Here is a 23,296-nt window from a genome sequence, read left to right as displayed (position 1 = left end):
AAGCCATTGGGGCGTGTGGCTGGCTGTGTCGTTTCATTCGGGTGGAAAAATGGATGATTGCAGTGTAGAAGTTGTGAGGAAGATTGGTCAAGGGCAATTGAATATTTGAACGGTGCGGTTGGATGCAGGGGATCGTCGTTCTGATTGTAGTATTTGGTTGTTGGCAGTGGTACGTGGTGTGGCCACTCTGTTGTCGTTCGATACCGCTGCGCGACGTGCGATAGCCTGCTAGGGAACGGCCTTGTCGTTGCCGCCTGCCTCTTCTCGAAGTGTGGCCAAATAAGCCAACAGATCGGCAACTTCCCTCTCCGAAAGAAATTTCTTGGGAAACATGGCGGTCCCCGGATGGCCGAATTTGATCGAGCGGAGTCGATCAGCATCGGTCTGCGACTTAAGACGGGACGGATTGCGCAAGTCCGCCGGCGGTGGAGCGAGTCGAGCCAGTTCGTCTGCGAGTTTAGGAGAGTGCCGGGGCAGGCGAGTGATGACTCCGTCGTTCCCGTGGCAATTGAAACAGCCTCCGATGCCGTTAAAAATGACCCTGCCTCGGGTTGCCTCGCCCATCGCGACTGGCGGGTCTTGTGCGAAAGCGCTTGCCACTATATCGGGAAAGCCAAACGTGAGACAGAAGAGGGCGGGCAGGGCTTTATGGAGGGCTGTTCTCATTTTTGGAAACGGCTCATGGAATGCTATCCGGCGGCTCCCATGCACTAATCAGCTTGGCCAGTCTTAACTAAGAACACTGGCGGTATTTCTCCGTTCGCCTCAATAGATAGGTGATCGGTACACGCAAGCTTCGTTCAAACAACATGGGGCCGTTAAGGTTTCTCTCTGCGCGCAGTAAATTCGATAAAGCGATAAAGATCGCGCCGTTCAAGCGTAATACAATCGGATCAAGCTCAGCCCTAAGAAACACTAAAGGTATTCTCCGCCGGCGATAATCGCAATAAGACTATAAATAGCCGGCGGCTCACACGAAGTGCGGTATCGAAGCCTACTGGAGGCAAAGTAACTATCCGCCCGCATGTGATCGAAGCGGGCGGTTCAAGCAAGCTTGGTATGGTGCCCCCGACCCGAATTGAACGGGTGACCTGCGGTTTAGGAAACCGTCGCTCTATCCAACTGAGCTACGGGGGCGCGGAAGCTACGATATCGAATGGGCTGTGGAAAGTCCAGCTAGGAGGACGCTTACTTGCGGCCTGGCTCGGGAGGCAGGCCGCTGACTTGCCGAGTCTTGGCCTTGAGGTCCGCTTTGGCGGGGATCTGCGAGAGCAGGTCGGCCCGGGCCTGGAAAATGCCGGGGAGTCCCAGGTGTCCCATGGCGTAGACGAGGCCGCCGGAGCTGGTGCCGAGCACCAGCCGTCCCCGCTGTTTCCCGTCCTTGGCGGTCGCCGTGAACTCGGCCGTCGGCGTGGCCAGACCGTAGGGAGCCAGGGGGCCTGCCTGCTTGACGACGCGGATTTCCGCCGGCAGATTCACCACGCGACTGATGAATAAATCCGCCGCTTCCTGCTCCAGTTTCTCGGCCGGTTGATCTTCCAGCACCCAGTCGCCGTTCTGATTGATCAATGTGTACCGCTGGTCTCTGGTTTTCACGGCCAGCATCGCCAGGTCGTCCATGTTTACGCCCAACAGCCGTTTATCCTGAAGCGTGAACAGCTCCTTGGTGAGGTCTTTGATCGCCAGCGGGCTAATCCGGTACAGCGGCGCCTCTTGTGCCGTCACCGCATAGGCTTCGCCGGTGGTCAGGTCCAGTTGATACAGTTTTACGATCTGGTCCGTTCCGTCCGCATGCACCGTGATCTTTACGTCCGGTTTCGTCAGTTTCCGCAGCAAGGCATCGTGTTGGGGGCCGGGATCCACGAACCCCAGCGCTTTCAGGTTCTCCAGCTTGATCAGCAGGCTGTTGACCTCGGCTTGGTCCGCGTCGGCCTCGAGCGGGTAGCGCAGCTTCCAGGATTTCTTGTCATTGCCGGCTGCGGGGCCCGGCAGGTCGGCTTGCCTCACCCGGTACAAGACCATCTCGTTGGCCGGATAGGCCAGACGCAGCCGGTCCACTTTGGTCTGATCCATGCGCAGCACTTCTTTCTTGCGGAGCGTCAGCAGGGTCTTGTTCAGCACGTCCTTGGGCGCCAGGCTGGTCAGCAGAACTTTTTTGTCCGACGCTCGCATGGCGTAGAGGGTGGAGGAGATCGGTCCGCTGTCGCCGACCGACAAGGTTTCCTGACGTGAGCCGGCGGTGAGGGTGAGGACCGTCGCCGGTTTCTCCAGGCCGAATGGGCCCAGCGCCGCCGTCTGTTCTTCCACCACGCGGGAGATCCTTCCCAACACCAAGGCCCGCAGGAGAGACTCGACCTCGCGGGAATCGGCATCGGCGACCATGGGGGCGGTGATCTTCCAGGCGCGTTTTTCATCCGGCGCCAGCACGACTTCGCCGACCTCGGTCCGGACGATCAGCCCGGTGATGTCCTGTTCCTCGAAGGGGATGAGCTTCTTGTCCTGGGTTTCGGCGGCGGTCTGGGTGCGTTCCGACGGGAGTTCGACGAAGTAGACGTAGGCCCCCAGCCCGACCAACAGCACTACCATCGCAATTGTGAGCCAGACGCTCTTCATGGCTGTTACAGCCGGCGCCGTTTTCTCCAGATGGTCATGCCCCAGAGGAACGTCAGGGCGGGCAAGAAGAACACCTGGACGTACAGCAGCAGGCGCTCCTGAGTCGGGTTGGGGATGAAAGGGCGGAAGGCCGGCTCTTTCGGGGCGATGGAGATCAGCTCCCGTTCCTCGGCCAGCCAGCCCAGGGCGTGGAGGAGGAAATCGGTGTTGCCGGGAAAGTTGATATAGGTGTTGCTGGCGAAGGAGGAGTTCCCCACGATTACGATGGCGGCGCGCGGCTTGCCTTCCTCCTGCGGTTTTTTGGGGGTCATGGCTGCGGCCAGCGGCAGGGGGCCGGGAATGTCTTCCTTCTCGTTCAAGGTGAGCACGTTGCCCTTCAAGTTCTTGACCGCCCAGCTTCGGGCCGACGTGCGCGCCAGCGGGACGAAGTCCCAGTCCTTGCCCGCTTCTTCATGGAAGACGAGGTGGCGGGAGAGGGGAAATAGGACGGCGAAATTGAAATCCTGGGTGATTTCATGTTCGGTGAAGGTGCGGACCATCAAGGCCGCCAAGTCACCCTGCGCCAGCCGATCCTGCATGTCCACCAGAATGCCTTGCCCCGCTTCCACACCCCACTGTCGCAGGAGATCCTCCAGGTCCGCCTGGCTCTCCGGGTCCAGGAGAATCAGCAGATGACCGCCGGCGGCGACATAGTGGGCGATACGGTCCTTCTCCTCTTTGGTCACGGGCCGCTGCGGGCCGGCCAGCACGAGCACCGACGTGCCCTCCGCCACAGCCGACGTCTGGAGCAGGGAGACGGTGCCCACCTCGTAGCCCTGTTTGGTCAAGGCTTCCTTGGCCAGGGCCATGCCGTTTCGCTCCTGGTCGGCGATCCCGCGCTCGCCGTGCCCATCCAGGAACAGGATGCGTTTCTTGGCGTCCTTGGCCACGCGGATCAGGGCTCCGGTCAGCTCGGCTTCGGACGGCGCGGTCACTCTGGTGGTCTGCGGGCCGCTCTCGACCACCGCCGTGTCCACTCGCGTGACGCCGTATTGCCGGGCGACGCCGGGCCGCCGCTCCGGGTCCACAAATTCCACTTTGAGTTTGTCGCTGTCTTGTTTGTAACCGTCCAGCAGGTCCCGATAGGTGTTGAACGACGGACTCCGCTCCTGCGAAAAGACGGTGACTTTGACTTCGCGTGTGAGCCCGCGCAGGACCCGGTGCGTTTGGGGTGCCAGCGTGAAGTGCTGGGTTTCGGACAGGTCCCACCGCATGGTGTGGCGTGCGGCGAGGAAATTGATGATAGCCAGGATGGCCGCGAAGAGCAGCACCATGAGGATGCTGTTGGCGCCCAGACGGGTGGAGCGGCGGGTGGAGAAGGCCTTGAGCGCCTCGAAACGCGCGACGAAGTAGACCACCAGGCAGACCAGGGCCAGCCCTTCGCAAAGGGTGACCAACCAAAGTTTGTCGGGGGCCAGGGTATAAGCGATGAATCCGCCCGCCGCCAAACCGGCTCCCACGACGCCAAAAGATGAGGCCAATCGGTTCATCGTGTCCTTGGCTTCTCTCTTATTTCCAACGCTGCGACTCCACGACGCGATGGGCCAGGAACAGCATCAGGAGCATGCCGCTGGAATAGTAGACCAGGTCTTTTGTATCCACCAGCCCGCGGACGAATCGGTCGTAATGCTCGATGAAGGAGAGGTACGACAGGATGTTGCCCAACGGCGTATCACCCAGGACCGAGCCGACTCCGCCCAGGAGCCAGACCAGAATCAGCAGGCCGAAGCTCAGAAAAGCGGCGACGATCTGGTTTTCGGTCAGGGCAGAGGCTAGGACACCGGTGGCCAGAAACAGAGCGCCGAGCAAGGCCAGACCGAGGTATCCCGTCAGGACCGGGTTCCAGTCGAAGCTGCTGTAGAACGACAGGATCACCGGGACGATTCCGCTCAAGCCTAGCAGGCCCAGGAAGATGGCATAGGCGCCGAGAAATTTCCCCACGACCATTTCGTTGATCCCGATCGGGGAAGTCATCAGCAATTCGAAGGTCCGCAGCTTGCGCTCCTCCGCGAACAGCCGCATGGTCAAGAGTGGGAGGATCAGCAGGAGAATGATGGCAATGCTGTAGAACGTCGGCCGGAACACCAGGTCGTTCAGATTGAGCTGAGCCGCGGCTCCCTGTATCTGCATCAGTCGCACCGCCTGGGCTCCCGCGTTGACGACCGCCAGATAGGACAGGACTCCGAAGATCAACAAAAACACGGCGCCCACGACATAGACGATCGGGGAGACGAAGTAGGACCGCAATTCCTTGGCGACGATGGCTGCGACCGGTGTCATGCGCGGGAGGCCTCCTGGCTCCTGCCGGCTTCCACAGCGCCTGTTTCCGGCATGCCTTCCTCGTGCTGCGTGAGGCGCAGGAAGACGTCTTCCAGTGTCATGGACACGGCTTTCAGCTCCAACAGCCCCCATCTTTGTGTCACGATCAGGCGGGCGATGTCGTCCCGTAAGTCGCGGCCCAGTTCGCATTCCAGCAGGAACGCGCCCGAGTCCGTCGGCTCGAAGACGCTCAACACGCCGGGAAGCGAGCGGAAGCGGTCGGCCAGATCCGGTGGGGGCGCTTTGACGGTAACGCTGATCTTCTCCGATTGGCGCAGCCGCGCCGAGAGCCGTTCCGGCGTATCCACCGCCGCGATCCGCCCGCCGCTGATAATCACGACGCGCTGGCAGACCGCGGTGGCCTCCGGCAGGATGTGCGTGCTGAGAATCACCGTGTGCGATCCGGCCAAGCTCTTGATCAATTCGCGAATTTCGATGATTTGCTTCGGGTCCAGCCCGACGGTCGGCTCGTCGAGAATCAAGACCGGCGGATCGTGCAGCAACGCCTGGGCCAGGCCCACCCGCTGCTTATAGCCGCGGGACAGGTTGGCGATGAGGCGGTGTCGCACGTCGCCCAGCGACAGGCGTTCGATCGTGCGGTCCAGCGCGCGGCGCAGGTCGGCGCGGCCCATGCCTTTCAACCGCCCCGTAAATGTCAGATATTCGGCGACGGTCAATTCCTGGTAGACCGGCGGGGTCTCGGGCAGGTAGCCGATGCGGCGCTTGACCTCGAGCGGCTGTTCGAAACAGTCGTAGCCGGCCACGCGCGCCGTGCCTTCCGTGGCCGGCATGAAGCAGGTCAGGATGCGCATGGTGGTCGTTTTGCCGGCGCCGTTCGGCCCGAGAAAGGCCAGCACCTCGCCCTTGTTCACCGAGAAGGTCACCCGCTCGATGGCCGTGTGGTCGCCGTACCGCTTCGTGATGTTCTGTGCGTCGATCATGCGATGATGAAGGAAGTAGCCGACTGACGATGCGTGGATGTTCCTGGCGCTGCTCTTTGTGTCAGGACCAGCGGCTTCCGAAGCAAGACCCGCCAGCGTGACGAACTTCGCCGGATATTAGCCACTCACCGCGGGGCAGTCAAGGGCCGCCCGGTGTATGACATCGGGCGCTTTTGTCGTTGGGCGTTTCTGCGCTTCTGCCGGAACTTCATTTTTCTGCTCGTCCCTGTTGCCGATACGGAAAAATCTGCTATAGTGGTTCCATCGTTTTCAAGGGGACTAGAGGTCTGGTTAGAGAGAGGGGTGAGACATGACAAAGGCGACGACGTATGCACGCTGGAGTTGGGGGGTAGTCATTGGGTTGGCGGTTATGTGGGCCGTGGCTCCGTCTGTCAGCGCGGAATCCAAGGCGGCGGCCAGGGCGGTCCGTGGAGAAGTCGTGGCGGTCAATGTGCAGGACAGTCCCAACACCATCGTGGTGAAGGCCATGAAGGGAAGCAAGGACGAGTTGATCGTCGGGGCCACGGTCGGGACCGACACGAAGATCACGCGCGGCAAGCAGACGGTCGGTTTGGATGCGCTCAAGGTGGGCGAATCAGTGGAGCTGACCTATGTCAAACAGGACGACGGGCTCGTAGCCCGCTCCATTCACGCCCGATAACACGCCCGATAAGTTGAGGAGTGGACTGATGAACTTACGACCATACAACCGTGTCAGTGTTGTGGCCCTGGGCCTGTGCGTCCTGGTGACGCTGGGCGGATGCAGCAAGAGCGTGCAAGTTGGGACGCAGGACCAGGCCATGGTGCCTGGCCCGAAGGTCGACAAACAGGCCGAAGCTCCGACTGTGTCTGCACCGAAGGAAGAGGTCCGTGTGACGGAGCAGCCGGTCGCCGAAGCGCCTCGTGCAGCCGCGCCGGCTCCAGCGCCGGTGGAACGGCCGGCCGAAAAGGTCGTCGAACAGCCGGCCGCAGCCGCTCCATCCGCAGCCTCCAAGCTGGCCGAATTGGCCGATGTGTACTTCGATTACGATAAGTTCTCGATCCGGATGGACGCCAGCCCGATCCTGGACGCCAATGCCCGTCTTCTCAAAACGGAAAACGGCTGGAAGCTCGTGATCGCCGGTCATTGCGACGAGCGCGGGACGTCGGCGTACAATCTGGTGCTGGGGGAGCGGCGGGCCCAGGCGGCCAAGAAGTATCTGGCGGACCTCGGCGTGCCCGCGGCCCAGATGCAAGTAACGAGCTACGGGAAAGAGAAACCGTTTTGCACCGAACACAGCCAGGAATGCTGGCAACAGAATCGGCGGGCGCATTTCTCAGCCCAGTGACGGGTACCGGTTCCCATAATGTGCCGGGACGTGTCTGGCTGCTACTACTAGAGGAGGTCTGACGTGACAGGTCGCAACGTATTGCTGATGGGCTGTGCCATGGGGCTGATGGCCATGGTCGGATGCGCCACGAAAGAGACGGTGACGTTGAATATCCAAGCTGGATCCGGGGCCGCCAAGAAGGCGGACAGCTTGACCGTCAGCGTGCAGGATTTCCAGGATGCGCGTCCCGACAAGAGCCGGGTGGGCGTGCGGCATCATTTGTGGGGCGGCGAGACGACCTTTGTGGTGCCGGGCGGAAAACCGGAGGACGTTCTCGAGAAGATCATGAGAGAGTACTTCAAGCGCCGTGGCTGGACGGTTGGCGGCAGCAGCCCGAACGTCACCTTCTCCGGTTCGCTTGCCAGTTTCCAGGGTGATGCCGAGAGCAAGGTGTTCAACACGGAGATCACCGTCCGTGCCAAGGTGACGGTCCAGGGACGCAACAACGCGGACGGCAGTTTGGTGCGCATGACGATCACCGGCGATGGAACCCAGCGGGTGTTCTGGTTCAGCCCCGATGACGTGGAGGATCTGCTGGGCGAGGTGGTGACCGCAAGCTTGGACAAGTTCGTCGAGGTCACCAGGGTCGAGAACGGTCAGCTTCGCTTGCGGTAATCCTGTTCCAATCAAACCAGCCGGTCGGCTATGACGGAGCACCCGTCATAGCCGACCGAGCTTCCTCCAGTTGCCCCATTCCGTAATCCTCCCGCATGTCCTGGCCAAAGCCGTCACCGGTAGGTAGACGAGAATGCCCATCATCTTAGGGGTGTCGCGTCAACCGCCCTTATGTGGTGGTGCTAGGGGACTGACGGGGGCGGCTTCCGCATCAGCGACCAGGTGGACGGTCCGGTGCGGAAACGGAATTTCGATGCCCTCTTGCCGGAATCGTTTGAGGATGCGCTTGTGGAGTTCGTGCTGGACCGCCGCTTGGGCCTCGAACTCCCGTACGTGGCAGGTCAGGGTGAAATTCAGGGAGGAGTCTCCGAAGCCCGGGATGAACCGGACGCTGGGAGCCGGGTCTGCCAGCAATCCCGGGACCTGACCGGCTGCGGCGCGGGCTTCCTCCAAGAGCACGCGTTCGATCTGCTCAGGGTCCGCATCGTAACTGACACCGATCGGTATCGGCATGGCCAGGCACTGCTCCGGCATCGAATAGTTGATCAGAATGGACTGGGCCATCTTGCTGTTCGGGACTACGACGATGTTCTGCTGCAACGTGCGCAGCTTGGTGGAGCGCCAGCCGATGTCCACCACGTACCCTTCTTGAGCGGTTTCCAGTTTGACGAAATCGCCGACCCGGATCGGCCGCGACAACAGTAAGTGGATGCCGGCGAAGAAATTCGACAGGGTTTCCTGGAGCGCCAAGGCGACGGCCAGCCCGCCCACACCCAGCGCCGTCAGAATCGGGGTGACGGAGACTCCCAAGCTGCCGAGCAGGACCAGCAGCCCCATGGTCCAGATCGCGACCTTGAAGACCGTGAAGGAAAGTCCGGTGGCCGGGATCGGGAGGTGGCGCTCCTGCAGCGTATGTCTCAGGGCCGTCCCCGATATGTTTGCCACGGCGGCGGTGACCGAGAGGACCAGCAGCCCGTAGACGATCTTGAGGGCGAGGGCCGCCGGGCGCGGCGGCAGGTGCGCTTGATCCAGCGCGATGTACATGGCGATCAGCACGGACCAAGCGATGGACGGCCATCGCAAATTTTGCGCAACGATGTCATCGGCCTTGGTTCCGGTGGCGCGCGCCCAGCGCACCAGGGTGCGGAACGACAGGGTGCGGATCGTCATGGCGACCGCCAGGGTCGCGATGAAGAGCCCCAGGATGGCCAAAAACTTGATCAATTCCGTCGATCCACTAAATGGCATGGCTCTCCGTGCATGCGTGCCGTCGCGTGAGGCCCGATCTTATGCGGATAGTATGGAAGCCATTCGATGGTGTCAAGGACGAGCCGTGCGTTGCCACAGACGATGAGATACGTTAGAGTGGGCCATGGTGGACGATCTTCGCGAACAGATCGAACGGCTTGTGAGCGCGGAGCATTGGGATCCGTTTGTCGTCTTGGGGCCCCATCCGATCTTGCCCAACGGAGCTTCTGCCACGGTCATTCGGGCCTTTTTGCCGGAGGCCCTGTCGGCCAGCCTTGTGCTGGAAGGGCAAGATGGCCAGCCCATTCCGATGGCGTCCATCCACGAGGCGGGGCTCTTCGAGGCGACGATCCCGCGCAGTGCCGGGTCGTGTCGATACAAGTTGAGGGTGGTGGAGCGCTGGGGGACGGTGACCGAGCGACATGATCCTTATGCGTTTCCGCTCTTGCTCACGGACTTTGACTTGCACCTACTTGCCGAAGGCCGCCATTACCGGGCCTATGAAGTGATGGGGGCCCACCCGACGGTGCTGGATGGCGTGGCCGGCGTCCGGTTTGCGGTTTGGGCGCCCAATGCCACGCGGGTCAGCGTGGTCGGGGACTTCAACGGATGGGACGGGCGTCGTCATGCCATGCGCAGTCGCGGCCAGGCCGGGATTTGGGAACTCTTCGTTCCGGAGTTGGCCGAAGGCGCGACCTACAAATATGAGATTCGTTCGCGCGAATATCCGGCCCCGTTTCTGAAGGCCGATCCCTACGCCTTTGCGGCGGAACTGCGCCCCAAGACCGCTTCCGTCGTCCGAAGCCTGGCGGGCCATGCCTGGGGCGATGGGGAGTGGATGGCCGCTCGTGCGGCGCGAGATCCGCTCGCCGCTCCCTTGTCTATCTATGAGGTGCACCTGGGATCCTGGATGCGGGTACCCGAAGAGGGGCACCGCTGGCTGACCTACCGTGAGCTGACGGCAAAGCTCATTCCCTACGTAAAAGGCATGGGCTTTACCCACATGGAATTGATGCCGGTGACCGAGCATCCGTTCGATGGGTCCTGGGGGTATCAGACGACCGGGTATTTTGCCCCTACCAGCCGCCACGGGTCGATCGAGGACTTCATGGCCTTCGTGGATGCCTGTCATCAGGCCGGCATTGGGGTCTTGATGGACTGGGTGCCGGCCCATTTCCCCGATGATCCCCATGCCTTAGCCTGGTTCGATGGGACGCACCTCTACGACCATGCAGACCCCCGATCAGGCTACCATCCGGAGTGGCACAGCCGGATCTTCAACTTCGGGCGCGTAGAGGTGCGGAACTTCTTGTTGAACAGCGCTTTATTCTGGTTGGACCGTTACCACATCGATGGGCTGCGCATGGATGCGGTGGCGTCGATGCTCTATCTGGATTATGCCCGCCAGCCTGGAGAATGGATTCCCAACCGCTTCGGTGGCCATGAAAATCTGGAGGCGGTTGAGTTTCTCAAAGAATTCAACCAGGTGGTCCATCGGGACTATCCCGGTGTCTTGACCATAGCGGAAGAGTCTACAGCCTGGTCCGGGGTCTCCCGCCCGACCTACGTCGGCGGGTTGGGTTTCGGCCTTAAGTGGAACATGGGTTGGATGCATGACATGTTGGACTATTTCAGTCTCGACCCGGTCCATCGCAAATATCACCAGGAAAGGCTGACCTTCGGGCTGGTCTATGCCTTCAGCGAGAATTTTGTCCTGGTCCTGTCCCATGACGAAGTGGTCCATGGGAAGGGGGCGTTGTTAGCCAAGATGCCGGGGGATGATTGGCAGAAGTTTGCCAACCTGCGGGCTCTCTACGGATACATGTATGGGCACCCGGGGAAAAAGATGTTGTTCATGGGGGGAGAATTTGGCCAGTGGACAGAGTGGAACCACGATGCAAGCCTCTCCTGGCACCTGCTCCAATACGATCCCCATGCAGGCCTGCAACGCTATGTCCGAGACCTCAATCAGTTGTATCTGGCTGAGCCATCCCTACACCAGGTAGACTTCGACTGGGCAGGGTTTCAATGGATTGACTTTAGCGACGCGGAACAGTCTGTGATTTCGTTTCTTCGCCGCTCCAAGGATCAGGTCGATTGTGTCCTCTGCATCGGCAATTTAACACCGGTTCCTCGGCATGGCTATCGGATCGGGGTGCCGACGCCTGGTTGGTACCGGGAACTTCTGAACAGCGATGCGGCTATCTATGGGGGTAGCAACCAGGGAAATGGAGGCGGGGTGCAAGCCGAGGCGATCCCCTGCCATGGTCTTCCCTATTCCATTTCTCTCACCCTGCCACCGCTTGGTTTTCTGTTCATGAAACAATCTTAAGACATTGAAACTACTTGCCATTTTATTTCGATCAAGTCTTGGATTGACTTGCCGACTGGCCTTTGGTATAGTACCGCCACTTCATTAATCCTCAACTAATCTCCAAAGCGTATCCCAAGTACCCCGGTGGATTTTCCCGGCTTCTCTGATGCCATTGGGACGCTGTTAAGACAGCGAGGCGAAGGTTTATCGCGAGAAGGAGGACCTTGTGAGTCCAAGTATTGAGTCCTGTTCCAAGTGGATTCTGATCAGTATGGTCACTGTCATGTTGGCGGCCTGCACCTGCCTTCCCAAAGGCCAGGCCGATTTAGATGTCGGGATGAAAGATCGGGGCATTGCCTCCTGGTACGGAGAGGATTTCCACGGGTGGGTCACGGCCAGCGGTGAGATCTACGATATGGAATCCTTGAGCGGGGCGCATCGGACGCTTCCGCTTGGCACGGTCGTCCGCGTGACGAACGTGGAAAACGGGCAGCAAATCCGTGTGCGGATCAATGACCGAGGGCCCTATGTGCACGGGCGGATTCTGGACCTTTCTTATGCCGCGGCGCGCAAGCTGGGAATGGCGGAAGGAGGCCTGTCGGCTGTGTCCTTGGAGGTGGTCGGAGATCACGGGTTTTCCTTGCCGCTTGAAAGGCGCGAAGGGTTGGCCGTCCTAGGGAGCCGTATCGGGCAGAACCAGTCGGGGGCCGAACGCGATGTCCGGAAGACCCGGAGCGTTCCCCTCTATCCCGGTGACTTGGTGCTCGGGCGCCGCGAACGGCGAGCCGTGCATCTGACCTCAGAAGAACGTCATACCTGAGCCGCATTCCCCCACGCGTTTCTTGTGCCACCTTAAGCCACGAGGCTATCCCTTGGTTGACAGCAACGAAGGGTCTCCACTACACTGGCGCGCTGAGGCAGGCAATAAGATGATCACGATGAGAGGACGGAGGATTCGTTCGCATGGCTAAGAAGACACCCCTGGAGCAGGATGAGACACGGCTCAAGACCAAAGTCCGTGAGCGGAAGGCGGCCACGGACAACCCGGAAGGCAGTGCATCGCTCCGTGCGTTGCACAAACGCCTCAAGCGGTTGCAGCGCAAGCGGCGGAGCCTTGCTAACCGCAAGCGTCACGCGATGGGCAAGAAAGCCGAGGCCGGTGCCAAAGCCGAGTCGGCGCCCAAGGCGTAGTCTGGCGTGGTGTCCGCACAGACGGTAATGATGTGTACAGGATGGTGACGGAGAGAGCGGGATGAACAACGACGAGAAAAAAGCCGCGGACCTTGTTCAGCCGGAGGCGCCGGAGCCGAGCGACGAGTTTGCCGATCACGTTGCGGAGACCGTAGCGTCGGCCGATGCGCAGGCGGGAGAAACGCCGGCCGAGCCGACAGACGCCAAAGCCGGCGAAGAAGTGCTCCTGGATGAGGAAAAGGTCAAGGATGAGATCGAGATCCAGATCGATCTTCTCAATGATCCGGACTTGGTGGTGCGGCGTGAGGCCGTCATCACGCTGGGGGAAATGGGCGACGAACGCTGCGTCGAACCGCTCGTCCGAGCCCTCCGCGACGGTGACTGGCAGGTACGCGAGGCTGCGATCGATGCGCTGGGCCAGGTCGGATCACCGGCCGTCGAGCCTTTAATCAAACAACTGCGGGACTGGGATATTCGGAAATCCGTTATCCGGGCGCTCGGCCGGATCAAGGACGAGCGGGTCTTGGAGCCTCTTGTCAACCAACTCCGGAGCGATGAGTTCGGCCTGGACGCAACCGATGCCCTCGTCACGCTGGGTGAGCCGGCCATCGTGCGGTTGGTCGCGGCGCTGAAAGACAAGGATGAAAGCATCCGCAAGCAGGCCGTTATCGCGTTGGGGCGGATCAAATCAACGCAGGCCTTGGAGCCCTTGATCGAGATGTTGCAGGATAAGGATTGGTTTACGCGCCTGACCGCCGCTGCGGCGCTCGAGAAGATCGGCGATGAGCGGGGCCGGGAGGCCATCAAGCCCTTGCTCAAGGACCCCGACATGGTGGTCAAAATGCGCGTGGAACGGATCCTGGCCGCCTGGAAGAAAAAAACCGTAACGGCGTGAGCGGTATCCGCGCCTACTGAAGCAGCGTGTCCAACTCCTTCTGCATCTCGTCCAGTTTGGTCTTGGACAGCGTCTTTCCCGCCGCCAACTCCCGCTTCGCTTCCTCCACCTTGGCGGTCAGCGGTTTGACCCGCTGAGATTTTCCCGCGTCGCGTTCGGCCTCGCCGGCTTTTTCCAGGTGTTCCATCGCCTTGGTCAGGGCGGCCATGGCGTTGCCGAAGTTCTTATCCAGCAGGTCGGACTTGGCTTGGATCACTTCAGATTTCGCGTCCATCAAGCCCTGGCGCAAGCGTACGGACCGTTCGAGTCCCAGCGTCGTGTTCTTCACTGTGCGAGTCAGGTCGGCCACGGTCTTCTTCAACTCGCCGATCGGATGCTGGCCGGCGTAGTAACCGGCTCCGAACGTGGCCCCAAGCAGGAGCGCCCATCCCAAGAGCTTAAACATCGGATCCTCCTCCGCTTGCCCTCAGCGTTTCCCCTGTGCATTGCGTGACAAGATTTGCAACAAGCTGCCGGCTGCCGTGATGCGGATGGCGGGGTCATTGTCCGTCAAGGCCTTCTTGAGAACTGCGAGTCCGGCGCGATCGCCCACCTTGCCGATCGCGCGTGCCGCTGCCAGGCGGGGTTGGGGCTGTTGATCCGCGAGTAACTGCTCCAGAACCGGTATTGCCCGACAATTTCCGGCCAAGCCCAGCGCCTGCGCGGCCGCGCTTCTGACAGACGGTGCGTCATGCTTGGCCAGTTCAGCAGCGAGCAACACCGCTTCTGTATCCCCCAATCGTAAGAGTCCCTCTACGGCTCCGGCCCGGACCAACTCAACCGGGTCCCGCGCCGCCTGGCGCAAGAGAGACTTGGTATGGGCCAAGCCGAGTCGACCCACACTGGCGGCCGCGACGCTCCGTACACGGGGGCTGTCGTCGCCCAGCGCATGGGTGAGTGCGCCGACGGCCGAGGGATCACCGAACTCTCCCAAGGCGCCGGCGGCGAAGGCCCGCACGGATTCTTCCGGATCGTACACGGATTGCGCCAGCAGCGAGAGGCTGGTGGGACGTTTGAGCCGGCCCAGCACGCCGATCGCCGCCATGCGCACGTCCGGATCCGGAAGCGTGGCGGCGTTGATAATTTCCTCAAAGGCACCCGCATGGCCCAGTTTTGACAGGGCCGCCAGCGCGAATACATGGATTGGGCCTTCCCCGGCCCTGGCGATCTGGAGCATGGTGTCCAGCGTGGCCTGATCCTTTGTGTTCCCAAGGTCTCCCAGCGCATTCAACGCGGCAATACGGACGGGAGGGGTTGGATCCAGGAGTGCCCGTTTCAGGGCCGCGGTTGACATCACCTGGCCCGTGCGTTTGGCCCGTTCGCCGACCCGGCCTAGGCCCTCGACTGCTCGGGCGCGGACCAGAATGGATGGGTCCAGGAGGCCGTCTTCAAGCAGCGGGACCATGCTCGGGTCTCCCGCTTCGGCCAGGGTGGTGAAGGCCGCGATCCGAACATATTCCTGCTGGTCGCGCGCATGGCCGGAGATGAAGGAGCGGGCCAGATCGTGGAGCCAGGCCGCAACATCCGGCTTGCCGGCCGGGACCAGGCGTCCATAGAGGGCGAAGGCCTGTTCCGGTCGGCCGAGGCGCAGGTAGCTGTGGAAGACGCTTTCCAGCAGGTGATGGGACTGGGTCTGCCCGGCCGGCAGAGCTTCAAACAGGCGCACGGCCCGGTCATGGTGGCCGCCCCTGGCTGCGGCGAGAATTTCCCGCTCGATCGGGGCGGGCACTGTGCCTTGGCTGGGGCTGACCGGCGCGTCCGATTGATTGGGACCGGCGGCGGCCGGGCCGGCCAGGAGGAGCAGCATCAAGGCCGACAACCGCAGCCAGGCCAGGCATTCGGGGGCTGAACCCCTCATCACCAGGCTGAAGGCGGAGGGAAAGCGGCGGGGCCGTACAGCAGGTTCGTGTACTCCTTGACCATCCGGCGGGCTGAAAATCGCGGGGCGACGGTGCGGATGGCGTCTTTGACGAGTTCGACCCAGCCGCGCGGGATGTCGTCCCGGTCCCGCTGATAGTACAGCGGGATCACGTCCGCCTCCAGAATACGGTAGAGATGTTCGGCGTCGTGCGCGTCGAGCGCATGGGGATCGGTCAGGTCCGGGGCCAGGGGAATGGCCCAGCCGTTCGCGCCGTCGTAGGCCTCGTGCCACCAGCCGTCCAAGACGCTCAGGTTCGGGACTCCGTTCAGCGCGGCTTTCTGGCCGCTCGTGCCGCTGGCCTCCATCGGAGGTCTGGGGGTGTTGAGCCAGACGTCGACCCCCTGGACCAGGAATTTAGCCATGTGCATATTGTAATCTTCGAGGAACGCGATGTGCCCGCCCAGCCCATGGTCGCGGCAGAATCCGTAGACTTCGTGGATGAATTGTCGGCCAGGCTCATCGGCCGGGTGCGCCTTGCCGGCGAAGACGATCTGCACAGGGCGCCAGCGGTCCTGGAGTAGATGTTTGAGCCGTTCCAAGGCGCTGAAGACCAGGGTGGCCCGTTTGTAAGTGGCAAACCGGCGGGCGAAGCCGATCGTCAGCGCTTCCGGATCAAGCAAGGTGCCGCTGGCCAACACTTGATTGGCGGTCATCCGTCCGTGGACCCAGCCCCCGCGCGCGCGTTCCCGGATGAAGCTCATGAGCTTGCGCTTCAGCATCTGGCGCACCGCCCAGAGTTCGCCGTCCGGGATGTCGGTCACGCGATGCCAAACCGCCGGATCGTCGCAACGCTCAGCCCAGTCCGGTCCCAGGTGTTTGCTGTAGAGGTGGTTGAGTTCAGGGGCGACCCAGGTCGGGACGTGGATGCCGTTCGTCACGCTGCGGATCGGGATGCGGTCGTCGGGGAGGCCAGGCCAGATCGCCCGCCACATGGCCCGCGAGACCCGCCCATGTTCGCGGCTGACTCCATTGAGGTGCTGCGCCATGCGAATGGCCAGCACGGTCATGTTGAACCCCTCGTGCGGCTTCTCCGGGTGAGCCCCCAACTGGAGAAAGGCCTCGCGCGTCAGGCCCAGTTGCTCCCAATAACCGTTGAAATAATACTCCACCATGTAAAAGGGGAACACGTCGTGGCCGGCCGGAACCGGCGTATGGGTGGTGAAGACGGTGCTCTGCCGGACGAGCTCGGTGGCTTCGGCGTGAGAGCGTCCGGCTTGCACGTGCTCGCGCAGTCGTTCGAGCGTGAGGAAGGCCGAATGGCCCTCGTTGACGTGCCAGGCGGACGGGGACAGGCCCAGAGCCCGGAAGACCCGGACCCCGCCGATGCCCAGCAGGATCTCCTGGCGCAGGCGCATGTCCTGATCGCCGCCATAGAGGCGGGCCGAGAGTTCCCGATCCCGAGGCTCGTTCTCGGGCACGTCCGTGTCGATCAAGTACAAGGCGATGCGGCCAACCCGCACATGCCAAACGATGGCGGACACGATGCTGGCGCCGAGCGAGACCGTGATGCGGCAGGGCTCGCCTTGGGGGGTATGGGCTTGCCGGATCGGGGATTCTTGAGGGTTGAAGGGAACGTACTCGGCCTCCTGCCAGCCATCTGGGGTAATGCGTTGGTGAAAGTAGCCTTGCGGGTACATGAACCCGAGTCCCGTGAGAGGCAATCCCAAATCGCTGGCTTCCTTGCAATGGTCTCCGGCCAAGACGCCCAAGCCACCGCTGTAAATGGGGAGCGAGTTGTGGAGGCCGAACTCCGCCGAGAAGTAGGCGATGGCGGATCCGGCCAGCGCCGGATGTTGGGTGGCGATCCAGGTCCCTTGGGAGGCCAGGTACTGGTCGAACGCCTTCAATACGGCCGAATATTGACGGACGAACACAGGGTCTTCCGCGAGGGTCGCCAGCCGCTCCGGTTTGAGATCGTGGAGTAGCTTGACTGGATTGTGGTGGGCGAGTCGCCAGAGGGTCGGGTCAATGGTTTCAAACAGCCGGCGCGCTTCGGGCTTCCAGCTCCACCAGAGATTGTTGGCCAGTTCTCCCAGGCGTCCCAAGGCGCGGGGAAGTTGGTGGATTTCGTAAGGGGTTGCGGGATGATGTGACGGTTGATCGCTCACGAATATGTCCTCTGGGTGGTTCTCACGCGTGGCCAATCTGGTTCCAGGAGGCCCAGTCCGATGAGAAGGCGACGGTCGCGTATCGCTCGCCGAGGATCTGGGTGACCCGGTTCATGAGCTTGGTCAGTTCCTTGCTTTCATCCTGGGTCAGATCTTGCCGAAACCGAGGGTGGAGGCCCCAACGAGTTTCCACTTCTTCCCCCGAAACGGTGGCCATGACGCTGACGAGTTTGATTTCATTGGAGGCTCCGGTCGTGCCCGGCTTGGATGTGCCCTCCTGCTGTGCCGGCTGTGTGGGGGGAGCGACCGTTGTCGGTTTGCTCTGATGGGAGGCGGCCGCCGTCGCCGTCTTTCCCGAAAGGACCTCGTCAAACAAGGCCTGCATCGCAGGAATGGCGGAGCTGATGCACAGGGTTGCGGCAGACGTGACCATGCCGTTTCCGGTCGCGTCAATCAGTTCTCCGATCCGTTCTCCAATCACTTTCAGATAGTCGGCCCGGCCCGGGCTTTCGTCTGTCACGAGAAAACGAAATCGCTCGTATCGTTGCCGACTGTCGGCGACGGCTTTGCCGATCGTCACCGTGACTTCCATATCGTCGCTGTCGGGACCAAGGGCCGGAGCCAGGACCGTTTTCAAGTGTTGGGAAACCTGGTCCTCAAGGCTGTCCATAAAGGGAGGTTGCTCTTGGATCGGGAGATGGAGGACGGACAGCCGATCGGCCAGGTTGAACAGGACTTTGAGAAATTCGAGATAGATATCCCATTCCTGTTTGGATTTGAGTTTCAAGGCCGCGTCAGGGGCGCTTCGCTTGACCATGGTGACGGACTCGCCGGCCACCGCGACCATCATCGCAGCCAGTTCACGCAGCAGGTCGGTGTCTGAGTCTTTGGACGCGCTCATCGTGTTTTCCTCCGAGCGACCCATTATATACAAATTCGCCCAGGACTCCAAGATGCTGTAGGGGGGCGGTTGGTCATTGCAACAGGTTGGGCTCTGTGGTATTTCTCTGCCGCATCCACGGGGATTACTCAGAAGGAACAAGTGGTGAAGATAAGGCTGCATCTACCGACTCTCCTCGGCCTGGCCCTCAGCCTCTCAGCCTGCGCGACCCAGCATTTAAATTTCACCTTGCAGGCGCCGGCCGTGGTCAATCTCAAAGCTAAAGGAGTCCATTCGCTGGCTGTCACGACATTTGAGGGCCCTGGGGATTCAGGCAGAAAGCTCGCCGAGCTACTGACCGCCCATCTGGTCGAGGGCCAATATTTCAAAGTCGTCGAACGCGAGAAGCTGTTGGCTCTAGAACAGGAGCAAATCCTCGGGATGACCGGTGTGGTGGATGAGAAGCTGGCTGCCAAGGCCGGTAGGGTGTTGGGGGTGGATGCGCTCGTGCTGGGGAAGGTCATGCCGCATCTGGGCCAGGGAAAGCTCGCGCTGTCCTACCGGGTTGTGAAGACGGAGACAGGGGAGATCCTGATGGCCAGGCAAGTCATCGGAGGCAATCCTGCCGAGGGACGGGGGCTGCGGCGGACGTTCAGGAAGGACGAAGGGGAGCGGCCGGAGTTAATGGCGAAGCTGGCGCAGAATGCCGTGGCTAAGGCTGCGGCAAGTCTGCAGCCCCATCCGGTCAAGGTCGAGCGGGGATTCGAAAACGGCGGCTGGCTGTTCGGCGATGCCGACGTGAAACAAGGAATCGAGTATATCAAGGCGAATCGGCCTGAAGATGCGATTGCCCAGTGGGAAGGGATTGTCGCGCAGGACCCGATGAACAGCGCAGCCTGGTATGATCTGGGCATCGTCTACGAGATCATGAGCGAGTTTGACAAGGCGGAGAAGGCCTACCGTGCGGCCGAGAAGATTACGCCGAAGCCCCGCTACATGGAGGCGGTCGGGCATGTCAAGGCGGCTGCTGAGGCCCATCGGAAGTTCGAGGAAGAAAAATAGCCGGCAAGAAAGGTGCCATGGAACGAGAAGTCAAGCCCTATATATTGAAACGGCCGATGGAAGAGGCCCAACCGGCGAAACTGTCGCTGGACTATGCGGCGGCGCTGAATCCGCAGCAGTTGGCCGCCGTCACGGCGGGAGATGGCCCCTCGCTGGTGATTGCCGGCGCCGGTAGCGGCAAGACCAGGGCGCTGGTCTATCGCGTGGCCTATCTCATCGACAAGGGCGTGGATCCGTCGGCGATTCTGCTCCTGACCTTCACCCGCAAATCGGCGCAGGAGATGCTGCAGCGGGCCGGTGTCCTGATCGGAGCGCGCAGTGAGCGGGTCCAAGGGGGGACCTTTCACTCGATGGCCAATCTCTTGCTGCGCCGGTATGGCCGGCCGATCGGGCTGGAGTCGGGATTTACGATCCTGGATCGCGGAGACGCGGAAGATCTGATCAACTTGCTGCGCGCTCAACTGGGGATGAACGAAAAGGATAAGCGGTTCCCGCGCAAGGCGACGATCGCCGAAATCTTCAGTAAGTGCGAGAACACGCTTCAGGGGCTGGATGATGTCGTGCTCTCGGAGTTTGCCCATTTCTCCGAGCATCTGGATGCGCTGGCCAAACTTCAGAGAGCCTACGAGGCAGCCAAGCGGCAGCGGCAGCTGATGGACTACGACGATCTCCTCGTCAAGTTGCGCCTGCTGCTGAGCGAACATGAGGCCACACGTCAGGCGATCTCGTCGAATTTTCGCTACATTCTGGTGGATGAGTACCAGGATACGAACCGGCTTCAGGCGGACTTGGTCCGAAAGTTGGCGGCGACGCACGACAACGTGATGGTGGTGGGGGACGACTCGCAATCCATCTATGCGTTCCGCGGCGCCACGTTCCGGAACATCATGGAGTTTCCGCAGCTGTTTCCCGGCGCCACGATCTACAAGTTGGAAGAAAATTACCGGAGCACCCAGCCGATCCTGAATCTGGCCAACGAGATCATCCACGGGGCTGCCGAGAAGTACAGCAAGCACTTGTTCACGCGGAAGCTGGACGGTCCTCTGCCGGCTCTGGTTCAAGCGGCGGGAGAAAATGCCCAGTCCCGTTTCGTGGCCCAGAAGATTCTTGAACTACGTGAAGAAGGGATCCCGTTGGACGAGATGGCTATCCTGTTCCGGTCCAGTTTCCACTCCTTCGACCTGGAAATCGAGCTCTCTCGAAGGGATCTGCCCTTTGTGAAGCGCGGCGGGTTCAAGTTCATCGAGACCGCGCACGTCAAGGATTTGCTGGCTCATTTGCGCGTGATCGAGAATCCGCTGGATGCCGTGAGTTGGAACCGTGTTCTGCTGCTCGTGGAGGGCGTGGGACCGAAAAAAGCCCAGGATTTGATCGCGTCTTTCATCCGGGCCGAACAGCCTGATCTCCGACCCGGCGATGTTCTGAAGGACGTTAGCGGACGGTCCGGGCGGGCTTTGAAGGAACTTGCGCGGGTGTTGGACGAGGCCGGCAGCACCGGCTCGCTGACGCCGGCCGAGCAAGTGAATGAAATTTACGGCTATTATCTCCCGATTCTTAAGGAACAGTATGACGATTATCCCAAACGTATGCGGGATCTGGAGCATCTCTACTCCATGGCGGAACGCTATCCCAAGCTGGACGAGTTTTTGGCCGATCTCGCGCTGGAACCGCCGGACTCGAGTGTGGTGGATGTGGAAGCAGGAAGTCGGGACGACGAACGATTGGTGCTCTCCACGATCCACTCGGCCAAAGGGCTGGAATGGCAATGCGTGTTCGTGCTGTGGGTCGTGGACGGGCGGTTTCCCTCTGCCTATTCCTTTGCCACCGAGGAGGAATTGGAAGAGGAGCGGCGACTTTTCTATGTCGCGGTGACCCGCGCGAAGCAGCACTTGTTCTTAACCTATCCGATCAACGTGTTTGACAAATCCACCGGCTCGATCCTCTCCAGGCCATCTCGTTTCTTGGATGATGTGCCGTCCTCGCTACTCGACACGTGGGCCCTTGTGGAAGAAAGCGGGGCGTATGACGAGCGCTTCCGCGAATGGGATTGACGCTCGTGCGGCGGCTTCGTCTATGGCTGTTGCTTGCCGTAATGAGCGTCGGACTTTGTGGTTGGCCGGTGCATGCAGGTGCAGGTGAGCCTGGCGCCAATGCCGTTCCTCCCAAGAGCCCCTGGAGCAACTTGATTATCCAGGCTGAGGCATTGGGGCTCCCGACAAAATTCCTGCGGGTTATTCCGCCGGACTTTCTCACGCTGGAATTTGAAGATCTCCATGCGTTTGCGGCGGAATACCATCCCCAAGAACATCGGATGCTGCTGAATCTCGCGCTGTCGTTTAATGGGGCCGGTGGAACGTTGAAGCCACTGGCCAAGATGACGCACCGTGAAGTGAGCACGCTGTTTCACGAATTCCTTCATGCGTACATGGACTACATTGGATCGCAACTCGATGAGAAAGTTCTGAGCCCAGAGGTTCTCCGTCTGCGCGCCTTTGCCGAAGAGCGGCAGCGATGTTGGTATCAAGTGGTGACGATTACGCCCGTCGTGCAGAGGAGGGGAGCGACGGAAATCCGCTTCCTCAGCGAGCGAGAAGCCTGGGAAGCACTGAATGAGTCCTGGGCTGTTTTTGTCGGTTGGGCCATCTGGAGCCAGTTGGAGCTGGGCAGAGCGTCGAAACAGAGTCGGCCTGCATACGCAAACGATCAGTGGCTGCAACGCCTGAGGAAAGCGGACAAGGATGGGGATCTCATCGGTTACTATGAACCGGAAGACCAAGCCGAACGGCAGGTGACCCGTAAGCGCTATCTGGCTCCCTCTCATCGACTCACTCCACAGGAGTTGCGGGTGTTGCTCGAAGTGTTATTTGGAGCTTCTGGAGGACAGGCGCAACGCGCCTCTTTAGTCATGGAGCAGCATCGGTTGGCTCCTAAAGAGGCAATGCCCTGCCGGTCATAAAAATGCCTCAAACTTCCTCTTGACAATCTGCCGTTTTGCTTCTACAATCGGGCGTTTCCTGAGCCACATATCTCCATCCCTGAGACAGTCACCCGGTTCCATCGTGTGATAGCGGGAGGACTGTCTATGGGATGGTTTGCTTTTGCGTTCGGCATGGTTTATCTCAATTTTACGCGAAGATTCATGGGCTCGGCCGGGCAGGTACCCAAGTGGACAAAGGGGGCAGACTGTAAATCTGTTGCCATCGGCTTCCAAGGTTCGAATCCTTGCCTGCCCACCACACCAAGCTTGCTCGAACCGGCGAGCTTTGATTTAGGCGAGCCGGATAGAAACCGTAGTTTGGTTTGGTCTCATGCGGGCGTAGCTCAGTGGTAGAGTTCCAGCCTTCCAAGCTGGCTGTCGCGGGTTCAAATCCCGTCGCCCGCTCCATGATGGCGCGGTCTTCGAGGCCGGTTGCCGATGGATGTTGCCGGTGGATCTGCTGGGTGAATGAGAGGGTGCCCACGTAGCTCAGTTGGCAGAGCACGTCCTTGGTAAGGACGAGGTCACGCGTTCAATCCGCGTCGTGGGCTCCATGCCAAGCTGCTTGTGCTGGCGCGTGTGAGACGCGACGGACCGATCTGGGCGACCCTTGAGGGCTAGGAAAAAAACGAGGGAGAAGATCTATGGCGAAGGCGAAATACGAGCGGCGGAAGCCCCACGTGAACATTGGGACGATCGGGCACGTGGACCACGGCAAGACGACGTTGACCTCGGCGCTGACGAAGGTGTGCAGCGACAAGGGG

The 23,296-nt window shown here is 60.9% G+C and carries 21 protein-coding genes and 4 tRNA genes; 14 read left to right on the top strand and 11 right to left on the bottom strand.

Annotation, left to right across the window (positions count from 1 at the left end):
* Window positions 1-228: 228 nt before the first annotated feature.
* The 6 genes from EPO61_02505 to EPO61_02480 form a co-directional block, all read right to left on the bottom strand.
* Entirely contained in the window at window positions 229-666 is a 438-nt protein-coding gene (locus EPO61_02505) for a cytochrome c (protein TAJ10325.1), read from the bottom strand.
* Between the two features lie 394 nt (window positions 667-1,060).
* Window positions 1,061-1,137 (bottom strand) — tRNA-Arg (locus EPO61_02500).
* Between the two features lie 51 nt (window positions 1,138-1,188).
* Window positions 1,189-2,613 carry a DUF4340 domain-containing protein gene (locus EPO61_02495; protein ID TAJ10324.1) on the bottom strand — a complete coding sequence of 475 codons (1,425 nt, stop codon included), beginning with the start codon at window positions 2,611-2,613 and terminating at the stop codon, window positions 1,189-1,191.
* A 5-nt stretch (window positions 2,614-2,618) separates the two neighbouring features.
* Entirely contained in the window at window positions 2,619-4,142 is a 1,524-nt protein-coding gene (locus EPO61_02490) for a hypothetical protein (GenBank protein TAJ10323.1), read from the bottom strand.
* 19 nt (window positions 4,143-4,161) lie between these two features.
* The gene (locus tag EPO61_02485; GenBank protein TAJ10322.1) at window positions 4,162-5,064 is read right to left on the bottom strand and encodes an ABC transporter permease; all 903 of its coding nucleotides are present in this window, start codon (window positions 5,062-5,064) and stop codon (window positions 4,162-4,164) included.
* The gene (locus tag EPO61_02480) at window positions 4,929-5,912 is read right to left on the bottom strand and encodes an ABC transporter ATP-binding protein (protein ID TAJ10321.1); all 984 of its coding nucleotides are present in this window, start codon (window positions 5,910-5,912) and stop codon (window positions 4,929-4,931) included. Before EPO61_02480 ends, EPO61_02485 begins: the two co-directional genes overlap by 136 nt.
* 310 nt (window positions 5,913-6,222) lie before the next feature.
* Between EPO61_02480 and EPO61_02475 the strand changes: the two genes are divergently transcribed.
* The 3 genes from EPO61_02475 (at window position 6,223) to EPO61_02465 (ending at window position 7,897) form a co-directional block, all read left to right on the top strand.
* Window positions 6,223-6,573 (top strand): hypothetical protein, encoded by a 351-nt coding sequence (locus EPO61_02475; protein ID TAJ10320.1) that lies wholly within the window; start codon window positions 6,223-6,225, stop codon window positions 6,571-6,573.
* 28 nt (window positions 6,574-6,601) lie between these two features.
* Complete coding sequence (gene pal / locus EPO61_02470; GenBank protein TAJ10319.1) at window positions 6,602-7,240, top strand: peptidoglycan-associated lipoprotein Pal; 639 nt, start codon at window positions 6,602-6,604, stop codon at window positions 7,238-7,240.
* A gap of 63 nt (window positions 7,241-7,303) precedes the next feature.
* Window positions 7,304-7,897 carry a hypothetical protein gene (locus EPO61_02465; GenBank protein TAJ10318.1) on the top strand — a complete coding sequence of 198 codons (594 nt, stop codon included), beginning with the start codon at window positions 7,304-7,306 and terminating at the stop codon, window positions 7,895-7,897.
* A 159-nt stretch (window positions 7,898-8,056) separates the two neighbouring features.
* Here EPO61_02465 and EPO61_02460 read toward each other — a convergent pair whose 3' ends face one another.
* Window positions 8,057-9,145, bottom strand: a complete 1,089-nt coding sequence (locus EPO61_02460) for a mechanosensitive ion channel family protein (protein TAJ10317.1) — start codon at window positions 9,143-9,145, stop codon at window positions 8,057-8,059.
* 124 nt (window positions 9,146-9,269) lie between these two features.
* Between EPO61_02460 and glgB the strand changes: the two genes are divergently transcribed.
* The 4 genes from glgB (at window position 9,270) to EPO61_02440 (ending at window position 13,545) form a co-directional block, all read left to right on the top strand.
* On the top strand, window positions 9,270-11,477 hold the full coding sequence (gene glgB, locus EPO61_02455) for a 1,4-alpha-glucan branching protein GlgB (protein ID TAJ10316.1): 2,208 nt from the start codon (window positions 9,270-9,272) through the stop codon (window positions 11,475-11,477).
* 253 nt (window positions 11,478-11,730) lie between these two features.
* Window positions 11,731-12,279: a septal ring lytic transglycosylase RlpA family protein gene (locus EPO61_02450; GenBank protein TAJ10430.1), complete on the top strand. Its 549-nt coding sequence runs from the start codon at window positions 11,731-11,733 to the stop codon at window positions 12,277-12,279.
* A 143-nt stretch (window positions 12,280-12,422) separates the two neighbouring features.
* Window positions 12,423-12,650, top strand: coding sequence for a hypothetical protein (locus EPO61_02445; protein ID TAJ10315.1), 228 nt, complete (start codon window positions 12,423-12,425; stop codon window positions 12,648-12,650).
* Window positions 12,651-12,711: 61 nt separating this feature from the next.
* Entirely contained in the window at window positions 12,712-13,545 is an 834-nt protein-coding gene (locus EPO61_02440; GenBank protein TAJ10314.1) for a HEAT repeat domain-containing protein, read from the top strand.
* Between the two features lie 13 nt (window positions 13,546-13,558).
* On the opposite strand, the gene EPO61_02435 is transcribed toward EPO61_02440, so the two are convergent.
* The 4 genes from EPO61_02435 to EPO61_02420 all read right to left on the bottom strand — a co-directional run bounded on the left by EPO61_02435 (window position 13,559) and on the right by EPO61_02420 (window position 18,514).
* Window positions 13,559-13,990 carry a hypothetical protein gene (locus EPO61_02435; GenBank protein ID TAJ10313.1) on the bottom strand — a complete coding sequence of 144 codons (432 nt, stop codon included), beginning with the start codon at window positions 13,988-13,990 and terminating at the stop codon, window positions 13,559-13,561.
* A gap of 21 nt (window positions 13,991-14,011) precedes the next feature.
* Complete coding sequence (locus EPO61_02430; protein TAJ10312.1) at window positions 14,012-15,442, bottom strand: HEAT repeat domain-containing protein; 1,431 nt, start codon at window positions 15,440-15,442, stop codon at window positions 14,012-14,014.
* A complete protein-coding gene (gene glgP / locus EPO61_02425; GenBank protein TAJ10429.1) occupies window positions 15,442-17,571 on the bottom strand; it encodes an alpha-glucan family phosphorylase in 2,130 nt (709 codons plus the stop codon). The genes EPO61_02430 and glgP overlap by 1 nt, the downstream gene beginning before the upstream one ends.
* A gap of 64 nt (window positions 17,572-17,635) precedes the next feature.
* Window positions 17,636-18,514 carry a hypothetical protein gene (locus tag EPO61_02420; protein TAJ10311.1) on the bottom strand — a complete coding sequence of 293 codons (879 nt, stop codon included), beginning with the start codon at window positions 18,512-18,514 and terminating at the stop codon, window positions 17,636-17,638.
* Window positions 18,515-18,658: 144 nt separating this feature from the next.
* Here EPO61_02420 and EPO61_02415 point away from each other — a divergent pair, with 144 nt between their 5' ends.
* The 7 genes from EPO61_02415 to tuf all read left to right on the top strand — a co-directional run.
* Window positions 18,659-19,555 (top strand): tetratricopeptide repeat protein, encoded by an 897-nt coding sequence (locus EPO61_02415; GenBank protein TAJ10310.1) that lies wholly within the window; start codon window positions 18,659-18,661, stop codon window positions 19,553-19,555.
* Window positions 19,556-19,572: 17 nt separating this feature from the next.
* Entirely contained in the window at window positions 19,573-21,606 is a 2,034-nt protein-coding gene (locus EPO61_02410; protein ID TAJ10309.1) for an ATP-dependent helicase, read from the top strand.
* Window positions 21,597-22,511 (top strand): hypothetical protein, encoded by a 915-nt coding sequence (locus tag EPO61_02405; GenBank protein TAJ10308.1) that lies wholly within the window; start codon window positions 21,597-21,599, stop codon window positions 22,509-22,511. The genes EPO61_02410 and EPO61_02405 overlap by 10 nt, the downstream gene beginning before the upstream one ends.
* Before the next feature lie 195 nt (window positions 22,512-22,706).
* Window positions 22,707-22,791, top strand: a tRNA-Tyr gene (locus EPO61_02400).
* 74 nt (window positions 22,792-22,865) lie between these two features.
* Window positions 22,866-22,940 (top strand) — tRNA-Gly (locus EPO61_02395).
* Window positions 22,941-23,010: 70 nt separating this feature from the next.
* Window positions 23,011-23,086 (top strand) — tRNA-Thr (locus EPO61_02390).
* Between the two features lie 90 nt (window positions 23,087-23,176).
* Window positions 23,177-23,296: elongation factor Tu (tuf, locus tag EPO61_02385; GenBank protein TAJ10307.1), on the top strand; the 120-nt coding region annotated here is incomplete at its 3' end.

The organism is Nitrospirota bacterium (genome assembly GCA_004296885.1).
Classification (GTDB): Bacteria; Nitrospirota; Nitrospiria; order Nitrospirales; family Nitrospiraceae; genus SYGV01.
Note: the sequence above shows the minus strand (reverse complement) of the source record. Positions and strands in the feature narration are given on the sequence as shown.